This is a genomic window from Streptomyces sp. CA-181903 (assembly GCF_050937075.1).
Classification (GTDB): domain Bacteria; phylum Actinomycetota; class Actinomycetes; order Streptomycetales; family Streptomycetaceae; genus Streptomyces.
On the sequence record NZ_JBNJLY010000001.1, the window covers coordinates 5,156,616 to 5,174,872 of the forward strand.

17 protein-coding genes are annotated in these 18,257 nt (G+C 73.2%); 5 read left to right on the plus strand and 12 right to left on the minus strand.

The genetic code is table 11. The annotated features are described in order from the left end of the window. The first annotated feature begins 62 nt into the window (after positions 1-62). A complete protein-coding gene (locus tag ACQEVS_RS23145; protein ID WP_433023283.1) occupies positions 63-401 on the plus strand; it encodes an ATP/GTP-binding protein in 339 nt (112 codons plus the stop codon). Positions 402-422: 21 nt separating this feature from the next. Here the strand turns inward: ACQEVS_RS23145 and ACQEVS_RS23150 are convergent, their stop codons facing one another. From ACQEVS_RS23150 to mce, 8 genes are all read right to left on the minus strand, one after another. After that, complete coding sequence (locus ACQEVS_RS23150) at positions 423-1,334, minus strand: ABC transporter permease (protein WP_433023285.1); 912 nt, start codon at positions 1,332-1,334, stop codon at positions 423-425. Then, positions 1,331-2,611, minus strand: a complete 1,281-nt coding sequence (locus ACQEVS_RS23155; protein WP_433023287.1) for an ABC transporter ATP-binding protein — start codon at positions 2,609-2,611, stop codon at positions 1,331-1,333. Before ACQEVS_RS23155 ends, ACQEVS_RS23150 begins: the two co-directional genes overlap by 4 nt. Positions 2,612-2,717: 106 nt before the next feature. Next, the gene (locus ACQEVS_RS23160) at positions 2,718-3,848 is read right to left on the minus strand and encodes a hypothetical protein (RefSeq protein ID WP_433023289.1); all 1,131 of its coding nucleotides are present in this window, start codon (positions 3,846-3,848) and stop codon (positions 2,718-2,720) included. 7 nt (positions 3,849-3,855) lie between these two features. Next, entirely contained in the window at positions 3,856-4,626 is a 771-nt protein-coding gene (locus ACQEVS_RS23165; protein WP_433023291.1) for an ABC transporter permease subunit, read from the minus strand. A 2-nt stretch (positions 4,627-4,628) separates the two neighbouring features. Beyond that, positions 4,629-5,624, minus strand: a complete 996-nt coding sequence (locus ACQEVS_RS23170) for an ABC transporter ATP-binding protein (RefSeq protein ID WP_433023293.1) — start codon at positions 5,622-5,624, stop codon at positions 4,629-4,631. Positions 5,625-5,984: 360 nt separating this feature from the next. After that, on the minus strand, positions 5,985-6,923 hold the full coding sequence (locus ACQEVS_RS23175; protein ID WP_004952125.1) for a cellulose-binding protein: 939 nt from the start codon (positions 6,921-6,923) through the stop codon (positions 5,985-5,987). 124 nt (positions 6,924-7,047) lie between these two features. Further along, positions 7,048-11,520, minus strand: a complete 4,473-nt coding sequence (scy, locus tag ACQEVS_RS23180) for a polarized growth protein Scy (RefSeq protein ID WP_433027831.1) — start codon at positions 11,518-11,520, stop codon at positions 7,048-7,050. A 170-nt stretch (positions 11,521-11,690) separates the two neighbouring features. Further along, positions 11,691-12,131, minus strand: a complete 441-nt coding sequence (gene mce, locus ACQEVS_RS23185) for a methylmalonyl-CoA epimerase (protein ID WP_152262407.1) — start codon at positions 12,129-12,131, stop codon at positions 11,691-11,693. A gap of 173 nt (positions 12,132-12,304) precedes the next feature. Between mce and ACQEVS_RS23190 the strand changes: the two genes are divergently transcribed. After that, positions 12,305-13,480: an acetyl-CoA C-acetyltransferase gene (locus tag ACQEVS_RS23190; RefSeq protein ID WP_004950827.1), complete on the plus strand. Its 1,176-nt coding sequence runs from the start codon at positions 12,305-12,307 to the stop codon at positions 13,478-13,480. A 62-nt stretch (positions 13,481-13,542) separates the two neighbouring features. After that, positions 13,543-14,502 (plus strand): methylmalonyl Co-A mutase-associated GTPase MeaB, encoded by a 960-nt coding sequence (gene meaB / locus ACQEVS_RS23195; protein WP_433023296.1) that lies wholly within the window; start codon positions 13,543-13,545, stop codon positions 14,500-14,502. A gap of 182 nt (positions 14,503-14,684) precedes the next feature. On the opposite strand, the gene ACQEVS_RS23200 is transcribed toward meaB, so the two are convergent. The 4 genes from ACQEVS_RS23200 to ACQEVS_RS23215 form a co-directional block, all read right to left on the minus strand. Further along, the gene (locus ACQEVS_RS23200; RefSeq protein WP_433023298.1) at positions 14,685-15,161 is read right to left on the minus strand and encodes a MarR family winged helix-turn-helix transcriptional regulator; all 477 of its coding nucleotides are present in this window, start codon (positions 15,159-15,161) and stop codon (positions 14,685-14,687) included. 100 nt (positions 15,162-15,261) lie between these two features. Beyond that, a complete protein-coding gene (locus ACQEVS_RS23205) occupies positions 15,262-16,038 on the minus strand; it encodes an AIM24 family protein (RefSeq protein WP_433023300.1) in 777 nt (258 codons plus the stop codon). Continuing rightward, positions 16,035-16,685, minus strand: coding sequence for an AIM24 family protein (locus ACQEVS_RS23210; protein ID WP_433023302.1), 651 nt, complete (start codon positions 16,683-16,685; stop codon positions 16,035-16,037). Before ACQEVS_RS23210 ends, ACQEVS_RS23205 begins: the two co-directional genes overlap by 4 nt. Then, a complete protein-coding gene (locus tag ACQEVS_RS23215; protein WP_433023304.1) occupies positions 16,685-17,323 on the minus strand; it encodes an AIM24 family protein in 639 nt (212 codons plus the stop codon). Before ACQEVS_RS23215 ends, ACQEVS_RS23210 begins: the two co-directional genes overlap by 1 nt. A 220-nt stretch (positions 17,324-17,543) precedes the next feature. On the opposite strand from ACQEVS_RS23215, the gene ACQEVS_RS23220 reads away from it, so the two are divergent. Both ACQEVS_RS23220 and ACQEVS_RS23225 read left to right on the plus strand, forming a co-directional pair. After that, positions 17,544-17,888, plus strand: a complete 345-nt coding sequence (locus ACQEVS_RS23220; protein ID WP_433023306.1) for a DUF3817 domain-containing protein — start codon at positions 17,544-17,546, stop codon at positions 17,886-17,888. Further along, complete coding sequence (locus ACQEVS_RS23225; RefSeq protein ID WP_433023308.1) at positions 17,885-18,178, plus strand: MTH1187 family thiamine-binding protein; 294 nt, start codon at positions 17,885-17,887, stop codon at positions 18,176-18,178. The genes ACQEVS_RS23220 and ACQEVS_RS23225 overlap by 4 nt, the downstream gene beginning before the upstream one ends. Positions 18,179-18,257: the final 79 nt, after the last annotated feature.

The window sequence follows — 18,257 nt, forward strand, 5'->3', positions numbered from 1 at the left end:
GCGGTGACCCTGACCCGTACCCTGGTCACAGCCCGTAGCTCGTACGACCTCCGAGGTGACCCGTGTCCCCGCGCCGAAACCGCCCCCGAGGCGGCGCCGCCAGCCAAGCCGCCGACTCCGACCGGTACGAGGGCGGCGGGACGCGCTACGGCCTGGAGCAGACGGAGAGCTGGCAGGGCGAGGACTGGTCCGTGCGCATGGTCGGCGGGAGTTCGGCGGGCAAGCGCTACCGCTGCCCCGGCTGCGACCAGGAGATCCCGCCCGGGGTGCCGCACCTGGTGGTGTGGCCGCAGTACGGCGCGGGGGTCGAGGACCGCCGGCACTGGCACAAGTCGTGCTGGAACGCGCGGGACCGCCGGAGCGCGCGGCTCCAGCGGTCCCGTAACGCGCCGCGGTACTGAGTACCGCCCGTCTCAACTGCTTCAGGCGTCCCGCTTGTTCAGCACCAGGTGGGCGCCGGCCGTGGCGGCGGCGGTCAGCGCGAGCATGATCCAGAGCGGCTCCCAGCCGGACGGGCCCCCGTCCACGTCCGCCCCGTAGAGGGTGAACAGCTGCATGGGGATCGAGTACTTGGCGAGCACCTCGCCGATGTCCTTGACGGCGTCGGCCTGGAGGAAGAGCGACAGGAGCGGCGGCAGCAGCACCAGGCCCAGCATGCCCGTGATCGCCCCGGCGGAGTGCCGCAGCAGGGTGCCGACGGCCAGCGCCAGCAGACCGGCCAGCGCGACGTAGAGGCTGACGCCGACGGTCGCCTTGAACCACTGGCCCGCGGTCGGGTCCTCGATGACCTGGTCGCTCAGCAGGGCGGCGCTGATCATGGCGACGAGGAGCGTCGCGACCAGCGTGGTCAGGAAGGTCAGGCCGCCGAAGACGATCGCCTTCGCCGTCAGCACCCGGGAACGGCTGGGGCAGGCGGTGAGGGTGGTGCGGATGAGCCCGGTGCCGTACTCGGAGGAGATGGTCAGCACGCCCAGGGTGAGCACCGGGATCGTGCCGAGCAGCACGCCGACGGCGCCCAGGCCCAGCATGTCCTCACCGTTGGCGAGCTTGTCCGAGGAGGAGGCGACCAGCGACAGCGTCAGACCGAGGCCGACGACGAGCACCAGCATCGTGCCGAGCGTCCACATCGTGGACCGCAGGCTGCGGATCTTCGTCCACTCGGCGACGACGGCGTCCCCCAGGTGCGCCGCGCGCACGGGGACCGGCGAGACGTAGCCGCCCGGCCCGCCGGGGCCCGCCTGACCGGGCCAGTACGGCTGCGCGGGGGCCTGACCGGGCTGCTGCGGCGCGCCCTGCGCGGGCACGGGGTGCTGAGGGGTCGTCGGGGTGGTCATCGGGCGTCCTCGGTGTCGCGCTTGGTCAGGTCGGCGGGTGCTGACGGGGATGAGGGGGCTGTGGGGGCCGCGGATGCCGTGGATGCCGTAGGTGCGCCGGCCGGCGGCTGCGGCGGGGCGGCGGGGGCCGCGTGGTGCTGCGGCGGCGGGGGCGTCTGCGGGGCCGGGGCCTGGGGGGCCGGGGCCTGCTGGGGCCGCGGGGCCGCCGCGGGCTGCTGCCGGGCGTACGGGTTGGGCTGCTCGCCCGGCAGCACCGGGTAGCCGGCCGGCCCGTTCCACCCCTGCGGCACCGGTGCGCCGGGCCCGCCGGGCATCGCGTAGCCGGGGGCCGCCTGCGGCTGGAAGCCGGCCCGGGCGTCGTGGGTCGACCGGTAGTCGACGGCGCCCTGCGTCATCCGCATGTACGCCTCCTCCAGGGACGCCTGGTGGGGGGAGAGCTCCCAGAGGCGGACGTCGTTGTCATGGGCGACGTCACTGATCCGGGGGAGTTCCAGACCGGTGACGCGCAGGGCGCCGTCGGGCTCCGGCAGCACCTGGCCGCCCGCCTCGACCAGCGCGGCGGTGAGCTTCTCGCGCCCCTCCGGCTCGGTGTCGGGGGTGCGGACGCGGGCGAAGCCTGCCGAGTTGGCGGCGATGAAGTCCTGGACGCTCATGTCCGCGAGCAGCTGCCCGCGGCCGATGACGATCAGGTGGTCCGCGGTCAGCGCCATCTCGCTCATCAGGTGCGAGGAGACGAACACCGTCCGGCCCTCGGCGGCCAGCCGCTTCATCAGGTTGCGGACCCACAGGATGCCCTCGGGGTCGAGGCCGTTGACGGGCTCGTCGAACAGCAGCACCTGCGGATCGCCGAGGAGCGCCGCCGCGATGCCGAGCCGCTGGCCCATGCCCAGCGAGAAGCCGCGCGAGCGCTGCTTGGCCACGCCGTGCAGACCCACCACGCCCAGCACCTCGTCCACCCGGGAGCGCGGGATGCCGGCGAGCTGGGCGAGGGACAGCAGGTGGTTGTAGGCGCTGCGCCCGCCGTGCACGGCCTTGGCGTCGATCAGCGCGCCGACCTGGCGAGCGGCGTTGGGCAGTTCCCGGTAGGGGCGGCCACCGATGGTGACCCGGCCGGCGGTCGGCGTGTCCAGGCCCAGGATCATGCGCATGGTCGTGGACTTGCCGGAACCGTTGGGGCCGAGGAAGCCGGTGACGGCACCCGGCCTCACCCGGAAGTTCAGGTTGTGCACGGCCGTCTTGGCGCCGTAGCGCTTCGTCAGGCCGACTGCCTCGATCATTCTCCGCCCCTCGCGAGATGGTCGGGGCGTGTGCCCCCGTTCGGGTTAGGAGGATAACGAGAGGCTGACGGTTCCACGGAATGCCGGGGGAGCGGGACCGCCGGTGTCAAGGGGACAAGTCGGCATGACGGAGGTCGGTCGTCCCGGAACCTGACGGAAGGTCGCCCTCCGGGCGGATCCAGCCCTCCTCGCGGAAGATCCGGGCGCCCTCCGCCCGTACCGTCTCCTCGGCGCGCGCCCGCTCGGTCCAGGCGCGCGGGTCGGGGCCGAGCAGGGTGCGCAGGCGCTTGGAGGAGCGCAGCAGCGCGGAGAGCAGCGCGCCCTGGTCCTCCGCGCCGGGGCGCGGGCGGCCGGTGGCCGGGTCCAGCAGCACGCCGTGCCGGGAGACGTAGAGGTAGGCGCCGCCCAGCGGGTCGCCCGAGGGCAGCGTCATCGGGAACGCCGCACCGGGGAGCAGGACGCGGCGGTAGTGCAGCTCGGAGGCATCCACGGCGGCCAGTTGGTCCGGGTCCAGCCAGCTCACCACCAGCCGGCGCTCGGCGGCCGGGTCGGCGTAGGGGGCCGCGGCCACGTACCCGGCGCGCCCGATGTGGGCGGAGCAGCCGACGCCGATGCCGCGGACGGTCACCGGGACCATGGGGACGGCGGCCGGCAGGCCGTGTGCGGCCAGCTTGTGGCACATCTGGGCGGGGGAGGCGTTGGAACCCACGGCCAGGACGGGGTGGCGGCGTCCGGTGACGAGCCGGCCGAGGGCGGTGAGGACGGCGTCCAGCGGGGGGCCCGCGTCGTCCGGGGCCGCGCCGTCGTCGGTGGCGCCGCCCGGACGCGGCGGCCGGCTGCCGTCGACGACGGGTGGCCCGTTCCCGTCCCCACGGGCCTCCGGCTCGGCTCCGTCGGTACGGGCCCCCGGCGGCCCGGCTCCGTCGGTGTGTGCCCTCACCCCGCGGCCGTCCGTACGCGCCCTCGCCCCGCTCCCGTCCGCAAGCGCCCCCGCGCCCCCGCCGACGACCGGCCACGTCCCGGCCGTTCCGACCGTCCCGGCCGTTCCAACCGTTCCCACCGTCCCGTCCGTCCCCACCGGCCACGCCCCCAGCGGCCGCCCCCGGACGGCGCGCAGCGGCAGCAGCTCCGCTTCCAGCAGCAGGCACGGCTCCGGGGCCGGGCGGCCCGGGTACTCCAGGGGGCGCCGGAACGGGACGGCGTCCAGTCCGAGGTCGCGCAGCGAGCGGCGGCGCATCGGCGGGCTACGCGTCGCGCTTCTTCAGCACCGCGTACCCGCCCACCAGGGCGGCCACCACCCACAGCACCATGATCGCGAAGCCTCCCCAGGGCCCGTACGGCGCGTCGTCGTCCACGAGGACGACCTGCATGATCTTCTGCCCGGCCTTGTCGGGCAGGTACTCGCCGACCTTCTTGGTGGCCGAGACGTTCGCCAGGATGCTGGAGATCAGGAAGAAGAAGGGCATCAGGACGCCGAGCGAGAGCATGGGGCTGCGCAGCATCGCCGCCACCCCCATCGAGAACATCGCGATCAGCGCCATGTAGAGCCCGCCGCCGACGACCGCGCGGAGGACGCCCGGGTCGCCCAGGTGCGCGCCGCGGTCGCCGAGCATCGCCTGTCCGACGAAGAAGGTGAGAAAGCTGGTGATCATGCCCACGACCAGCGCGAGTGCCGTCGCAATTGCGATCTTGCCGAACAGGAAGACACCGCGTTGCGGAACCGCCGCCAATGATGTGCGGATCATTCCGGTGCTGTATTCATTGGCGACCACCAATACCCCGAAAACGATCAAGGCGAGCTGGCCGAGTCCCATCCCCGCGAAACTGATGAATGTCGGGTCGAAGGTGAACCGGTCCTTCGGCGAGAGGTTTTCATAGTCGTTTTTCGCGAGTGCGCTGATCAGCGCGCCGAGTGCGACGGTGACCACCACGCCGGTGCCCAGCGTCCACACCGTGGAGCGCACGGATTTGATCTTCGTCCATTCCGACCGCAGGACCTGTGCCGTCACCGCCATGATCAGGATTCCTTCCCGCGCCAGTCCGTGCCCCAGGCCGGCCGCCCGGCCGGCGACTCGTCCGGCGCCGCCGCCTCGGGCTCCGCTTCCTGCCCGGCGCGCGCGTGGTACTCCACGGACCCGGCCGTCAGCCGCATGAACGCCTCCTCCAGCGAGGCCCGCTGGGGACTGAGCTCGTGCAGCGTGAGCCCGTGCCGCGCGGCCAGTTCGCCCAGGTGCGCGGCGTCCTCCCCGGTCACGTCCAGCCCGCCCTCCGGGCCCGGCGCGGCCGCGATCCCGGCGCCCGAGAGGACGTCCCGCAGCCGCTCGTGCTCCGGCGAGCGCATCCGTACGTACGAACGCGAGTTCTGCGCGATGAAGTCGGCCATCGAGGTGTCGGCGAGCAGCCGGCCCTGGCCGATGACGATCAAGTGCTCGGCGGTGAGCGCCATCTCGCTCATCAGGTGCGAGGAGACGAAGACCGTGCGGCCCTGTGCCGCGAGCCCCTTCATCAGCGTCCTGATCCAGTGGATGCCCTCCGGGTCCAGGCCGTTGACGGGTTCGTCGAACATCAGGATGCGCGGGTCGCCGAGCAGCGCCGCGGCGATGCCCAGCCGCTGGCCCATGCCGAGCGAGAAGCCCTTGGCTCGCTTCCGCGCCACCGACGTCAGACCGACCGTGTCCAGCACCTCGCGCACCCGCGCGGGCGGGATGCCGTTGCTCTGCGCCAGGCACAGCAGGTGGTTGTAGGCACTGCGGCCGCCGTGGATCGCCTTGGCGTCCAGCAGGGCGCCCACCGTCCGCAGGGGGTCGTGCAGTTCGCGGTAGTGCCGGCCGTCGATGCGGACCGTGCCGCTGGTGGGGTTGTCGAGGTCGAGCATCATGCGCATCGTCGTCGACTTGCCCGCGCCATTGGGGCCGAGGAAGCCGGTGACGATTCCGGGGCGCACGGTGCAGGTGAGGTGATCGACGGCGAGCTTGTCGCCGTAGCGCTTGGTCAGACCCTCCAGCTCGATCATCCATTCACGGTACGGGCGTACCGGGGGCCCCGCCACCGGAAGGACGCCGTTCGCGAGGGGCGGGGGAGGGGTACGGGCGCGCGGGACACGTCAGCGCGCCGTATGCCGCCGCCGGATCCTCGGACGGCCACGACGCGCTGAGCGCGGGATCCCCCGAACGAATGTGGTGCTGGGTACTGCTGTTGCCGCTGTGGTGCGTTGCCACTGGCTGTGCGGCTGTGGTGCGTTGCCGCTGTGGTGCGTCGCCGCTTTGGTGCCGCTCTGTACTGTCCGTGCCGCTGACGCGCGAATCCGCCGTACTGCCCTCGTGCGGGTTCCTCGCGGCGCGGTCGCCTCTCGCCGCCGGTGGACCGCCGCGGTTCAGCGGCTCTGCTGGGCCGGGACGCCGCGCGAGATCGGCTCGTCGTCACCGGGCACACCGGCCGCGGCCACCGCGGCGCCGGTCAGCGTGGCCAGCATCTCGCGGACGTTGGTGAGCTGGGCGTTGATGCTGTCGCGGCGGTTGGTCAGCGCCGCCAGCTCGCGCTCGGACTCGCTGCGGATGCGGTCCGCCTTGGCGTTGGCGTCGGCCACGATGTCCTCGGCCTGGCGCTGCGCGGTCTCCACCGTCTGGCGCGCCCGGCGCTCTGCGTCCGTCCGCAGCTTCTCGGCCTCCAGCCGCAGCTGCTCCGCGCGGTGCTCGATCTCCGCGAGCCGCTTCTCCGCCTTCGCCTGCCGCGAGGCGAGGTCCCGCTCGGACTGCTCGCGGCGCTTGGCCAGGTTGGTCTCGAAATCGGCCGCCGCCTGGGCCGCCTTGGCGCGCGTCTCCTCGAAGAGGGCGTCCGCCTCCTCGCGCTTGGACTGCGCGTCCTTCTGCGCCTCGGCCCGCAGCGTCGCCGCGTCCCCCTTGGCCTTCTCGACGATCCGGGCGCCCTCGTCCTCCGCCTTCGCCTTGCGGTCGGCGGCGAACGCCTCGGCGTCGTTGCGGACTTGCTGCGCCGCCGACTCCGCCAGCTCCCGGTGCTGCTCCGCCGCCCGGCGGGCCTCCTCGCGCAGGTCCTTGGCCTCTTCCTCGGCCAGCCGGAGGATCTTCTCGACCCGCGCCCCGAGCCCCGCGTACGACGGTTCCGCGTCATTGATCTGGGCCTGAGCGTTCTGCGTTTCGAGGTGCAACTCCTCGATGCGCTTTTCCAGAGAGGTGATCCGGGCCAGTGCGCTGTCACGGTCGGCGACGAGCTTGGTAATGCGGTCGTCCACCTGGCCGCGGTCGTATCCACGCCGCACGAGCTCGAAGCCGAAGGGGGAGGAAGTGTCGCTCATGGGGTTCCTGTCGAAAGAGACCGGTGAGGTGATAAGGGAATCCTAGGGCGGTGAGCGGCGTCGCATGGAGCAGATCCTCGTACTCGGTTGGCGGATTGGGGAATTGTCCCCTCGAATGAGTGGCTTACTTCTGACTCTGCTTGCCACCCGAACGAGTAGCGCCGGCTCCCGCCGTCGCCTTCACTCCGCCCTCCTTGGAGCCGCTTGCCCCAGGGGACTCAAATGATTCCAACGCCTCCAACACGTCCTGGACACGGGAGATCTCCGCGTTGATGTCCTCGCGACGCCGAACCAGCGCCTCCAACTCCGTCCGGCCGCCCTCGACCAGGCGCCGCGCCTCCTCCTCGGCCTCGGTGCGCAGGCGCTCCGCCTCGCGCGCCGCCTCGGTACGCAGCCGCTCGGCGTCGCGCACGGCGGCGTTCTTCTTCTGCTCGGCCTCCTTCAACAGGCCCTCGGCCTTCTTGACCGCGGCGACGCGGACCTTGTTCGCCTCGCCGCCGGCGTCGGACACCAGCTGCTTCGCCTTCGCCTCGGCCTCCGCCAACTGCTCGGTGGCGGCGGCGACGAGCTTGTCGCAGCGCTCGCCGGCCGACTGCATGGCCTCCGCGGACTCCCGCCGCGCCCGGTCGTGCAGCTCCTCGACCTCGGCCTCGATCCGCGTCCGCAGCTCCTCGGCGCGCTCCCTTATGGCGGTCGCGTCCCCGCGGGCCTCGGCCAGCAGGGTGTCCGCGTCCGTACGGGCCCGCTCCACCAGGGCGTTGCCCTCGCCGTTGGCCTCCGCGACGATCCGCTCGGCCTCCCGGCGGGCGACGCCCACCATGGTGTCCGCCTGCTCCTCGGCCGCGGCGGCGGTCTTCACCGCCTCCTCCTGGGCCTTGGCGATCAGCGCGTCCGCCTGCTCGGCCGCCTCGGTACGCCGCTGGGCCGCCGCGTCCCGCGCCTCGTCGACCGTCCGCTCGGCCTCCTCGCGGGCCTCCGCGCGCAGCCGCTCGGCCTCCAGCACCGCGTCGGCCTTGAGCTTCGCCGAGTCCGCGCGCGTGCTGTTGGCGTTCTCCTGGGCCGCGGCCAGGGCCGCCCGGGCCTCGGCGGCCATCCGCTCGGCCTCGGCCGTCGCCTCGGCGACCAGCTCGTCGGCCTGCCGCGCGGCCTCGGTACGCCGCCGCGCCGCCGCCTCCCGCGCCTCGTCCGCCGTCTCGGCGGCCTCCTGACGCGCCTGCTCCAGCGCCGCCGCCGCGTCCGCCCGCACCCGCTCGGCCTCGGCCTGGGCGTCCGCCAGCGTCCGCTCGGCCTCCGCCGCGGTCTCCGCGCGGTGCGCCTCCGCCGCCTCGCGGGCCTCCTCGACCGTGCGCGCGGCCTCGGCGGCCATCCGCTCGGCCTCGTTCGTCGCCTCGGCGACCAGCTCGTCGGCCTGCCGCGCGGCCTCCGCGCGGCGCTTGTCGGCCGCCGCGCGGGCCTCGTCCAGGATGCGGTCGGCGTCCTCCTGCGCCGAAGAGGTCAGCTCCGCCGCCTCGTTGACGATCCGTTCGGCCTCCGCACGGCCGTCCGCCCGCATCTTGTTCGCGTCCTCGCGGGCCTCGGCCCGGGCGCGCGCCGCGTCCTGCTCGGCCGACGCCAGCGCGTCCGACGCGTCGGTGCGCATCTGCTGCGCCTTCGCCGACGCGTCCGAGACCAGGCGCTCGGCCTCCGCCGTCGCCTTGGCGACCAGCTCGTCGGCCTGCTGCGCGGCCTCCACCCGGTGGGCGTCGGCCGCGTCGCGCGCCTCGTCCATGACCCGCCGGGCCTCGGCGCGCAGCGCCTCCGCGTCGGACGCCGCCTGGGCGCGCTCCGCCTCGGCGGCCTCCTCGGCCTCGTCCAGCACCCGGCCGGCGTCCGCGCGCAGCCGCTCGGCCTCGCTCGTCGCCTCCGCGATCAGCGCGTCCGCCTGCTCGGCGGCGTCCGACCGGCGCTTGTTCGCCGTCTCGCGGGCCTCCTCCAGCACCCGCGCGGCCTCCGCCTGGACGCGCTCGCCCTCGGCGATCGCCTCCTCGACCGTGCGCTCGGCCAGCTCGCGGGCCGCCTCCGAGGCCGACTGGGCCTCGGCGCGGATCCGCACCGCGTCCTCCCGGGCGCTCTCGCGCTCGGCGTACGCCTCGGAGCGGACCCGGTCCGCCTCCTGCTGCGCCTCGGTGACCGTCCGCTCGGCACTGTGCTCGGCGGCCGACCGCAGCCCGGCGATCTCCTCCTCGGCCTGCTCGTGCAGCCCCGCGACGGACTCCCGCACCTGCTGGGCCGTCTGCTCCGCCGCGGCCACCAGCTCGGCGGCCCGCGCCTCGGCCTCCTCGACCAGGCGCCGGGCCTCCTCCTGCGCCTCCGCGACCCGCTTGCGCGCCGAGGCCAGCAGCTCCTCGCTCTGCTCGCGCGCCGCCTCGCGCTCCGCCTGCGCCTCCGTACGGGCGTCGCCGAGCGTCTCCTCCGCCTCACGGCGGCGCCTCGCGGCCTCCTCCTGCGCGGCGGCCAGCTCCTCGGCGGCCTCCGTCGCCGTCCGCTCGGCGGCCGCGTTGGCCTCGGTCCGGATCCGGTCGGCGGCCTCCTGGGCCTCCGACCGCAGCCGCTCGGCCTCCTCGGCGGCCTCGGCACGCAGCCGCGACGCCGTCTCCTGGCCCTCGGCACGGGCCGCGGCCGCCTCCTCGGCGGCCTCCGCGCGCTGCCGCTCGGCGTCCTCCTCGGCCTGCGCCCGCAGCGCCCGGGCCCGCTCCGCGGCCTCGGTCCGCTGCCGCTCGGTCTCCTCGGCGGCCTCCTTGCGCAGCCGCTCGGCCTCCGTACGGGCCTCGCGCAGCGCCTCCTCGGCGGCCTCGACCCGCTCCTCGGCCTCGGTGCGCAGCCGGGCCAGCTCCTCGGCGGCGTCCTCGCGCAGCGCCTCGGCGGCCTCCTCGGCCTTCTCGCGCAGCCTCTCCGCGGCCTCGGCGGCCTCGGTGCGGGTGCGCTCGGCGTGGTCCTCGGCCTCCTCGGCCATCTCCTCGGCCTCGGCCCGGGCGCGCTCCAGCGCCTCCTCGGCCTGCTTGCGCAGCCCGGCGGCGCGCTCGGCCGCCTCGGCCCGCACCCGCTCGCCCTCGGCGGTCGCTGCCGACCGCGTCTCGGCCGCGTCGGACTTCGCCTTGGCCAGCAGCTCCTCGGCGGTCTTCGCCGCCTCCTCGATCTGCTGGAGCGCCTCGCGGCGCGCCTCGGCCCGTACCTTCTCGGCCTCGGCGACGGCGTCCGCGCGCAGCTGCTCGGCCTCGCCGCGCAGCCGCCGCGCCTCCTCCTGGAGCTCGACGGTCTTGGCGCGGTACTCCTTGGTGTCGTCCTTCGCGGCGCCCTTGAGCTGCTCGGCCGACTCCTCGGCCTGCGCCCGCAGCCGCTCCGCCTCGGCCTCCGCCTCCTTGCGGATGCGCTCGGCCTCGGCGGCGGCCGCCTTGGTGGCGGCCCGGGCGTCCTCGGACGCCTTGGACAGCATCTCCTCGGCCGTCCGCGCGGCCTTGGCGAGCTGGGCGGCCGAGTCCTCGGCGGCGGCGCTGCGCGCCTTCTCCGCCGTCTCGGCCAGCAGCCTTTCGGCCTCCGCCGCCGCGTCGTCCCGCAGCTGCTGGGCCTCGGCCCGCAGCGCCTCGGCCTCCTTGGTGGCCTCGCCGACGAGCCGGGTGATCTCGGCGCGGGCGGCGCGGGTGCGCTGCTCGTTGTCGGTCTCGGCCTCGGACAGCCGCGCCTGCGCGGCCTGCGCGGCCTCGGCGACGACCTTCTCGGCCTCGGCCCGCGCCTCGCGCAGCGCCGTCTCCGCCTCCCGCATCCGCGCCTCGGCGGCGCGGGTCAGCTCGGCGGCGGACGTCCTGGCCTGCTCGGCCTCGCCGCCGGCCTCGGTGCGCAGCCGCTCGGCGTGGTCGGTGGCCTCCTGCGCCTGCTGGGACGCGGCGGTCAGCAGCCGCTCGGCGTCCGTGCGCGCCCGGCGCAGGATCGCTTCGGCTTCCGCGCGGGCCTCCTCGGCGGCGGCGCCCAGCCGGGTGCGCGCCTGCTCGGTGAGGCGCGCGGCCTCGGCGCGGGCGGCGCTCAGCGCCTGCTCGGCCTCGGCCCGGGACTCGTCCATCAGCCGCCGGGCCTGCGCCTCCGTACGGGCGCGCAGCTGCTCGGCCCAGGCGACGTTCTCGTTGACGTGCGACTCGACGGTCGACCGGCGCTCGTTGAGCTCCTCGTCCAGCCGCTGCCGGCGGGCCACCGCCTCGGCGTGCAGCTCGGCCTCCATGCGGGCCTGCCGCTCGGCCTGCTCCTGGAGCAGCCGCTGCGTCTGGGCGCGCGCCTCCCGCAGCTCGCGCTCGGCGTCCGCGCGCAGCTGGTCGGCCTGGATCTGCGCGTTGCGCAGCAGTTGTTCGGCCTGGTAGTCGAGTCCGGCCGCGTCATAGGCGGGACGGTGCGCGAGGGTGCGCCGCGCCTCGTGCAGCTTGGCGCGCAACACCTCGACCTGGTAGCCGAGGTCGTCGGCGTGCTGGACCGCCTTCTCCCGCTCCTTCTTCAGCCGCTCCATCTCGGCCTCGAATTGCGAGAGGTGGTCGGTTTCAGCCCGCTGGCTGTCCTGGCGCTCGTAGCCCCGCACTGCGCGGTCCATCCGTCCCCTGGTCGCGTCGGTGGCCGGCCCCGTGCGTGGTGGTGGAACCCGGAGCCCGCCCTTCCGAAGAAATGGTGTCAGATCATCGGCACAGCCTGGGCCGGGCCCCACCCGTACCCCGGCCGAACCTGCACTCTACCGGCCGGGGCAGGTGTGGGTCAGTGCTCCTCGGCCGGGCGGGGCGCCGAGGTGACCAGTTCCGTCAGCACGCCGTGGCAGTCCTTGGGGTGCAGGAAGGTGATGCGCGAGCCCATGGAACCGGTGCGCGGGGTGTCGTAGAGGACGCGGACGCCCTTGTCCCGCACGGCCGCCGCGTCGGCGTCGACGTCGGCCGTGCCGAACGCGATGTGGTGCACGCCCTCGCCGTTCTTCGCCAGCCACTTGCCGACGGGGGAATCCTCCCGGATCGGCTGAAGGAGCTGGAGGTAGGAGGCGCCGCCGTCCGACGTCTCATTGATCTTCAGCATGGCCTCGCGTACGCCCTGTTCCTCGTTGACCTCCGTGTGGAACACCTCGAAGCCGTACGTGGCACGGTAGAACTCGACGGTGGCGTCGAGGTCGGAGCAGGCGATCCCGATGTGGTCGATGCGCGTCAGCATGGGTCCAGTGCACCGCCGCGCGGAGCGGTTACGCAACGTGCGCGCGATCACACCCGCCGCCCGGTGACCGACCGGTGTACCGCTCAGTACATTGACGAGAACCACCGTTAACCGCCTCCGCCGAAGGAGCACCGTCCATGTCTGGTACGAACGGTCCGACCGCCCCCACCTCCGTGATCGTCGCGGGCGCCCGGACGCCCATGGGCCGCCTCCTCGGCTCCCTGCGCTCCTTCTCCGCGGCCGAACTGGGCGGTTTCGCCATCAAGGCCGCGCTCGACCGGGCGGGCATCGGCGGTGACCAGGTGCAGTACGTGATCATGGGTCAGGTGCTGCAGGCCGGCGCCGGGCAGATCCCCGCCCGCCAGGCGGCCGTGCACGGCGGCATCCCCATGAACGTCCCGGCGCTGACCGTCAACAAGGTGTGCCTGTCCGGCCTCGACGCCATCGCGCTGGCCGACCAGCTCATCCGCGCGGGTGAGTTCGAGATCGTGGTCGCGGGCGGCCAGGAGTCGATGACCAACGCCCCGCACCTGCTGCCCAAGTCACGCGAGGGCTACAAGTACGGCGCGATCGAGATGCTCGACTCCATGGCGCACGACGGGCTCACCGACCCGTTCGAGGCCATCGCCATGGGCGAGTCGACCGAGAAGCACAACACCCGGCTGGGCATCGGCCGGGCGGCGCAGGACGAGATCGGCGCCCGCTCCCACCAGCGGGCCGCCGCCGCCCAGAAGAACGGCCTGTTCGACGCCGAGATCACCCCGGTCGCGGTGCCGCAGCGCAAGGGCGAGCCGGTGGTCTTCAGCAAGGACGAGGGCGTCCGCGGGGACACCACCGTCGAGGTGCTGGGCAAGCTGAAGCCCTCGTTCAGCAAGGACGGCACGATCACCGCCGGCACGTCGTCGCAGATCTCCGACGGCGCCGCGGCCGTGGTCGTGATGAGCAAGGCCAAGGCCGAGGAGCTGGGCCTGGAGTGGATCGCCGAGATCGGCGCCCACGGCAACGTGGCCGGCCCGGACAACTCGCTGCACTCCCAGCCGTCCAACGCGATCCTGCACGCCCTGTCCAAGGAGGGCCTGACGGTCGACGATCTGGACCTGATCGAGATCAATGAGGCTTTCGCGGCGGTTCTTGTGCAGTCAATCAAGGATCTGGGGGTATCGCCGGAAAAGGTGAACGTCAACGGCGGCGCCATCGCGCTGGGCCACCCCATCGGCATGTCCGGCGCCCGCACGGTGCTCCACCTCGCACTGGAGCTGCGCCGGCGGGGCGGCGGGGTCGGCGCCGCGGCGCTGTGCGGCGGCGGCGGCCAGGGCGACGCCCTGATCATCCGCGTGCCGGGCAAGTGACGGCACCCGCATACCGGACGAGCGACGGCCGGACCCACCGGACCCCGGCGGAAGGAGCGGCGATGGCGGACGTGACCGCGCTGGTCGAGCAGGCCCGGGCCGGCGGTCCGCGGGCCGTCGCCCGGCTGATCTCGCTGGTGGAGGGGGCGTCCCCGCAGCTGCGCGAGGTGATGGCGGCGCTGGCGCCGCTCGCCGGCGGAGCCTACGTCGTCGGGCTCACCGGCTCGCCCGGGGTCGGCAAGTCCACCTCCACCTCGGCCCTGGTCTCCGCCTACCGGCGGCGGGGCAAGCGGGTCGGGGTGCTGGCCGTCGACCCGTCGTCCCCGTTCTCCGGGGGCGCCCTGCTCGGCGACCGGGTGCGGATGTCGGAGCACGCCTCCGACCCCGGGGTGTACATCCGCTCGATGGCCACCCGCGGGCACCTGGGCGGCCTCTCCTGGGCCGCGCCGCAGGCGATCCGCGTCCTGGACGCGGCCGGCTGCGACGTGGTGCTGGTGGAGACCGTGGGCGTGGGCCAGTCCGAGGTGGACATCGCCTCCGAGGCCGACACCACGGTGGTGCTGCTGGCGCCCGGCATGGGCGACGGCATCCAGGCGGCGAAGGCCGGGATCCTGGAGATCGGCGACGTTTACGTGGTCAACAAGGCCGACCGGGACGGCGCGGACGCGACGGCCCGGGAGCTCAACCACATGCTGGGGCTGGGCGAGGCCCGCAAGCCCGGCGACTGGCGACCGCCGATCGTCAAGACGGTGGCGGCCCGCGGCGAGGGCACCGACGAGGTGGTCGAGGCGCTGGAGAAGCACCGGGCCTGGATGGAGGAGAACGGCGTCCTCGCGGAGCGCCGTGCGGCCCGGGTGGCGCATGAGATCGAGCGCATCGCGGTCACGGCGCTGCGCTCGCGCATCGGCGATCTGAGCGGCGGCCGGGACGTGGGCGTCCTGGCGGCGCGGGTGCTGGACGGGTCGCTGGACCCGTACACGGCGGCGGACGAACTGGTGGCGGGGCTGACGGCGGGGGAGTGAGGCCCGGCCGTCCGCTCCGTGAACGTGAGGCCCGGCCGTCCGCTCCGTGAACGTGAGGCCCGGCCGTCCGCTTCGTAAACGTGAGGCCCGGCCGTCCGCTTCGTAAACGTGAGGCCCGGCCGTCCGCTCCTCGAACCGGAGGAGCGGACGGCCGGGCCTCGGCGTCTTCGGCGTCCCGGGGCTCAGCCCTTGCCGCGCGCGGCGCGCAGGTGCTCCGCCACCGGCGACAGCGAGGAGCTCAGCGCCTTGAGCTCGTCCGGCGACAGCAGGTCGATGAAGTGCTGCCGGACGGACGCCACATGGTGCGGGGCCACCTTCCGCATGATCTCCCAGCCCTGGTCGGTGAGGACGGCGAACAGCCCCCGCCGGTCGGACTCGCAGTTCTCCCGGCGGACGAGACCCGCGTTCTCCATCCGCGTGATCTGGTGCGAGAGGCGGCTCTTCGACTGCAGGGTGGCGGCGGCGAGATCGCTCATCCGCATCCGGTGGTCCTTCGACTCGGAGAGGTTGACCAGGATCTCGTAGTCGTTGTTGGTCAGTCCGAACGGCTGGAGATCCCGTTCGAGCTGATGCATCAGCAGTCGGCTGACGTCCAGGTGGGCACGCCAGGTGCGCTGTTCCTCATCGCTGAGCCAACGTGTGCCGTTCTCGGTGTCCATGGTGAGATTCTACCTAAGAAAGTTGAAAAGCGAACCAATTGGAATGTGGGGGCCGGAACGGGAGGTCAGGCGTTCGATGTCACACTCCGCAGGGTACCGCTCACAGCCCGAAGCGGCGCTGGAGGTCTCCCAACTGGCCGGGCAGCCGGGGGGCGGATGGCTGATTCCCATGCGTCGACGGCGTCCCGCCCGAGGGCACGCCCGCCTCGTCCGGCGGTGCCCCCGTGGGCTGTTCGGCCATCAGCTGCTCACTGGACTGCAACAGCACCGTGCCGGCGCCCACGAACTCGAACTGGTGCTCCTCGCCCGACGTCCCGCCGAACCCGGTGAACATCCGCACCCCGCCCAGCACTCCGCGCATGTACCCGTGGTCGTAGTGGTGACACGGCGACGGGCAGTCCGCCCAGCCGACCAGCGCCTGTGGATCCACCCGGACCGGCGGCTCCACGAAGACCACGGGCCCGTTGGACGCGGCCACGAACTTCCCCGTGCCGATGAGCGTCACGAACCCCGGGATGATCGACTGCTTGAGCGCCAGGGAAGGCTCGAAGGCCAGCAGATTCCCCGACCGCACCGTCAGGTTGCCCTCCTCCAGGTCGTACGAGTTGACGTCGAACGACCGGTCCGCGAGCAGCATCCTGCCCCGCCCCTCGGCCACCACCCAGTCCGCGGCGTGCAACGGCGAGTGGAAGCTGCTCCGGATCAGCCGGTCCAACGGGCCGTGGCCGATGCCGTGGAAGCCGATCTGCCCGAAGTAGGCGATCATCTTCCCCTTCTGCAGGAACCACTGGCCGTCGAGATCCACGCTGAACGCGTAGGGATTGACGTTGTCGTTGACCGGCAGCGAGTGCGCGTCGAAGACGACCGGGCCGTTCACAGCTTCTCCTCCGACGCCTGCACGAACACCGTGCCGTTGCCCGACAGCTCGAGCTGGAACGCCTCGCCCGAACCGCGGCCGATCATCTCCCGCCAACCGATCGCCGTCGACAGCTTGTTGCGCACGTCGCCGCGGTGCGCCACATAAGCCTGCGGGTCGACGTGCACCGGCCGCTCCGGCCGGATCGGCAGCTCGATGAAGCCGCCGTGCGCCATCACCGCCACCGAGCCATGGCCCTTGAGGGTGGTGGTGAACAGACCTTGGCCCGTCACCTGGCCGCGCACCATGCCCATCACGCCGCCCTGCGACCCCATGAACATCGTGCCCTGCTGGAGCGATCCGTCGAACGCCAGCAGCCGGTCCGCCTCCACATAGAGCGTGTCACCGGTCAGTTCGATCACATGGACGTGGTGTCCGCCGTGCCCGAACATCACCGTGCCGCTGCCCTCCACCGTCATCAGCGGCGTGGCCTCGTTGGCGATCCGGCGGCCGATCATCCCCATGACGCCGCCCTGGCCGCCCGTGATGCTGGGGGTGAAGGAAACCTCCCCCTTGTACGCGAGCATCGCCCCGCGCTGGCTGAACAGCCGCTGCCCGGGCAGCACCTGGGCCTCGACCATCCGCGAGTTCAACGAACGGAACGGCATCAGACGTCACCCCCGAACGTGGTGCGCTCGCTCGGCTGCACGTACACCAGCCCGTCGCCCTCGAAACGGATCTGGAACGCGTCGCCGGACCCCTCGCCCAGGAACGTCCGGAAGTTGACGCCGGACTGGAAGTGCTGCCGGAGCCCGCCGGTGTGCGCGATGTACGCCCCCGGGTCGACCGACAGCGGCGTCTGCGGCGTCACCCGCAGCACGATCGCCGTGCCGTCCGAGAGGATCGCCGCCTGGCCGGTGCCCTCCACGGTCGTCGTGAACAGGCCGTTGCCCTGGGACGCCCCGCGCAGGCCGGTGAACGACGTGCCGGTGCGCAGCGCCGCGTCGGTGCAGAGGAGATTGCTCGCCTCCACGTACAGCGTCTCGCCCCGGAGGTCCACCAGGTTGATCTCGCTCGCCCGGTCGGCGAAGTAGCAGGTGCCGTGCCCCTTCACCTCCATGACCGTCATCTGTTCCCCCGTGAGCCGGCGGGTGACCATGCCGCGCAGGCCGTCACCGCCACCGGTCATCTTCTTGAACGTCATGTCGCCCTCGTACGCGACCATGGCCCCGTTCTTGGCCTTGACCGCGTCGCCCGCCATGTCGACGGCGAGGACTTTGCTCCCTTGGAGCCGAAACTGTGCCACGCCCCGACGCTAGCGGGCGGCGACGCCGCTCCGACAGGCCCCCGGCCCCGGAGGGACCCCGGAATCGTCCCTGATAAGACCCCTGGTATGGGCTCGAACACCACCCGGAGCCGGGGCTGTCGGCGGTAACTGCAACAATGGTCAGAACTTGTGAACGCACTCACAAGATCGCTGCAGTGCGTGACCGTCCCGCCACTCCCGACGGAAAGGGTGCCTTCCCGTGGACCTCAAGACCGCCTCCGCCCTGCGCCGACTCCGGCTGATCTCCGCGCCCGAGGCCACGTCGTTCCTGCTGCTGATCACGTGCTCGATCCTCAAGCGGACCACCGACTTCAACGCCGTCCCGGCCATGGGCATGGTGCACGGCTTCCTGTTCCTCACCTACGTGATCTTCTGGGTCGACGCCTGGAAACGGGCCAAGTGGGAGACCAAGACCGCCGTCCTCTACTTCGTCCTCTCCGTCATCCCGCTCGGCGGCTTCTTCGCCGACCGCAAGCTCCGCCGCGAGGCCGAGGCCAGCGTCATGGCCGCCCGGGCCCGCAAGGAAGGCGTGGTCGGCGCGTGATCGTCGCTTTTTCCGTCACCCCCAGCGGTGCCGGTGAGGACGTCGGCGCGTACGTCGCGGAAGCGGTGCGCGTCGTCCGCTCCTCCGGCCTGCCGAACCGCACCGACGCCATGTTCACCTCGCTGGAAGGCGAGTGGGACGAGGTCATGGACGTCGTCAAGCGCGCCGTCCAGGCCGTCGAGGCCCGCTGCGGCCGGGTCTCCCTCGTCCTGAAGGCGGACATCCGGCAGGGCGTCACCGACGGCCTCACCAGCAAGGTCGAGACGGTGGAACGCCACCTGGCGTCCTGACGCGGCGGCGGCCTCGTCCCGTATGACCGGGAAGGCCGCCGCCGCTCGCAACCCCGCCCCGGGGGCCGTCCGAAGTGCG